This is a genomic window from Porphyromonas catoniae ATCC 51270 (assembly GCF_000565015.1).
Taxonomy (GTDB): Bacteria; Bacteroidota; Bacteroidia; order Bacteroidales; family Porphyromonadaceae; genus Porphyromonas; species Porphyromonas catoniae.
The window spans coordinates 1-3,004 of the sequence record NZ_JDFF01000003.1; the positions used below are offsets into that span (position 1 = coordinate 1).

Annotated in this window: 3 protein-coding genes; all 3 read right to left on the reverse strand. The window is 47.3% G+C overall.

All coding sequences use genetic code 11. The features are described 5' to 3' along the window. Window positions 1–278: 278 nt before the first annotated feature. The 3 genes from HMPREF0636_RS00485 to HMPREF0636_RS00490 are packed head-to-tail and all read right to left on the reverse strand — an operon-like array spanning window position 279 to window position 2,886. Window positions 279–758, reverse strand: a complete 480-nt coding sequence (locus tag HMPREF0636_RS00485) for an HU family DNA-binding protein (RefSeq protein ID WP_052328668.1) — start codon at window positions 756–758, stop codon at window positions 279–281. Between the two features lie 51 nt (window positions 759–809). Then, entirely contained in the window at window positions 810–938 is a 129-nt protein-coding gene (locus HMPREF0636_RS08520; RefSeq protein WP_282705263.1) for a hypothetical protein, read from the reverse strand. Window positions 939–948: 10 nt separating this feature from the next. Beyond that, window positions 949–2,886 carry a hypothetical protein gene (locus HMPREF0636_RS00490; protein ID WP_044167695.1) on the reverse strand — a complete coding sequence of 646 codons (1,938 nt, stop codon included), beginning with the start codon at window positions 2,884–2,886 and terminating at the stop codon, window positions 949–951. Window positions 2,887–3,004: the final 118 nt, after the last annotated feature.

The following is a 3,004-nucleotide window of genomic DNA, read 5'->3' on the forward strand; positions in this document are numbered from 1 at the left end:
CGGTGGTAAATAATTTACTACCGAGGTGGTGATTTTTTTACCACCGAGGTGGGTATAGCACTTACCTACTAGGTGGTGATTTTCCCCCTCATGGGTGAATACCCTAGAGCCTAGTGAACCGAACTAATCTAGCTCTCCTTATAGCTCTGACTAGACCTTGAGCTAGACCCCTTGGGTGACTCTAAGAGACCGAGTATGTCTAGGAGGGAAAGGTCAAGCCCCAAGTAGTCACTTGACTACTTGGGGCTTGACTGAAGAGAAAGTAAGAGAAGGGAACTCTAGATCCCGACACCACCACCCCCTGGCTTAGAGGGATTGGGCGTGGTATCCTCACTGCCAGGCTTACCAGCCTTCTTGGGGTGGGGGACATGCTCTTCCTTGATTACCTCATAGCTAATCTTCTTCGGTAAGTCACGGAGGCGACCTCGGAAGAAGAACATCATCTTAGCACGCTTAATCGTAGAGGCTGTTACCTCCTTGAACGTATCCATCATCTTACCGATACCTACGGCCTTGATGCTCCCAAGGTCTGCTAGATCAACGGAGCGACCTTCGCCAACTTCCTCTTCGATGATGTCGGTCAGGGCGATGATTACCGCTCGAAGGTCTGCTCGGCTAATGCCCGTACTGGAGACAATACGCTTCTCGACACTCTCCCACGAGGTGTGGGGATGCTCCTCCTGCACAGCATAGTAGAGCGTTTGCCCCTTACGCTTGCCGATGGACATCTTCTTCTTGCCAATCTTAAACTTCAGCATGATTATTAGTGTATATGGGATAAGCAAATAGGAGTCCTACACTCGATGTTGCTAGTCTTCTTCTCCTATATCACCCCATCCTCCTATCGTGCCATCAGCAGAGAGGTCAACGAGGATACTTAGAGGATGCGCTAGCTCTATGCGCTCAGCCTTAGGCTGTTGATATATCTCTTTGTACATATCTTATCAATTAGAAGCTCTTAACAAGGAAGACTGGATAGCGACCAGTAGAGGAGATAGGAATCCAACCAAACCCCAAGGGTCCAGTAAGAGCTCTACCAGTATATTTCCCCATGGGAACTATCATGAAGTCTTGGATTTCATATTTTACCATAGGGGTAGGCCCTTCTATATCCTCAGGCTCTACGCTATTATTGGGCGAAGTATCATTCACAAGGAATTTAACGGTATGCTGCCCTACCTTGGGGGAGCTGGTAGCCGACTCCTTCCATCCATACATCGGGATAGTACGTGTCGTTAAGCCAGGTGTCGTCCAATCTATTTTTGCCTTTACATCCACAGCATCCTTAATGGTAGGATCCACACCCACATACTTAGATTTGACTACATACACCTGCTTCGCATCATCGTACTTAGCATAATAGGCATATCGCTTGTCATCCCTTAGCTCCATAGCAGCACCACCCACAAGGTTTGATTCAATGCTTCCATCTGGCTTAGTTCGAACATATGCCGTCTCTTTAAGTGAGCCAAAGGTAAGGCTGTAGATTTCCTTGCCGCCATCATACGGAGCATAGCTGTTAGCAACAACAGCGTAGTAATTTCCCACCCGTACTCTCTGCGTATGATTATAAGGGCCAGACAAACCAGCACCACCTCGGGGATCCAGATATGCCTCAAAGGGGAAGATAGCACTCATCTCATTCCACGTAGGCACATGCCACTTAGCACCATTCCCACTTGGATAGGTCTTTGGAGCTCTCCCCGTTGGGAGGGTGGAAATAAGGTCTCTACCATTGAAGTATCCTACAGCCGGGTCATTCGCATCATGTAGAAAGTCTGATCCATTACTATTAAGAGCATACTCAGAGAGAAGGCTTAGAGGGTCAGGGAATGGGCAGAGCTTAAGGGTTACCCTACGCAACAGACCATCACGAATCCGTAGCGCACTTTGCGTACCGTACACTTTCCCTCCTTCCTCTTGGAGTACATAGTCCGTATTATAGTAGGTTCCCGTACTAGTGTAGTAGGGAGTAGCAACAGCTTCATTAGGCATGATATTAATTTGAGCATCGTCTCCACCACCAGTAAGCGGATTAGACCAAAAGAGGAGGACCTTACTGTAAGTCTGACCTGGAGACAAGGATATAGGGCCTCCCTCTATCACGTACTCACGTGGCGTAGTTTCGTTCAGTTGACTTCGCTTCTGCCTCTCTGCATCAAATTTAAGACCCCAACCAGCTTGCACCTTTGACGAAGCAACAGGTATCCATTCCAGCCCAATAGTTTGTATCTTGCTAACAGTTACGGGCTGATTCAGCTCATTGCGTAGACGTACACGCACCAAAGTCCCCATAGGCAGGAACTGCTTAGTTGGCTTTGGCAATTCCAGATTATGCAAGCTTCCCCCTCGACCAATCTGTAGCAGACTAAACATCTGGTAGGGAACATTGATATTGAAGGATGCATTCTCATCATAGAGCTTAACCTTTGAGAGGTCATGCGCTGGTATCTCAATGCCATCAGAAGTCTTTGTCCCATCTACGATGTAAGCTCTCAAGATTGTCTGTTTAGCAGGATCAATAGCCTTCCCTAGAGTGATCTTCTCTCTACAGAGAAGGGTCTTACCATCGTCCTTGACCACCCACTGTAGGGTCTGAGCATATACCTGATCATCTCCATTATAAATGTACGTATGCACAGGCACTTTTGCCCCTGCAGTAAGCTCAGTGACAACGGTATTGCCAACAAACTTATGATCTAGACTACGGGGTGAGGCATCCTCCTTAAATGAGGCATCCTCCTTATTCAATTCAGCGGATAGATCAAGCTTCATCTCTGTCCCCTGGGGGATTAAATCTCTTTGTCCTTGCTGCGACTCAGGAGTTTCCTTCTTACAGGAAGCAAACGCAAGGATTGCAAAGAGAGCCATGACTACTTTCTTCATAAATTACTAATTGATTATGATTGTACATAACAAAGCAGGCACACTGCATGGCGCATATCGCCATGCAGTGTACCTGCTTTCACCCTTCGTAAAAGGATGTTTATTTTTAGGGGGGGGG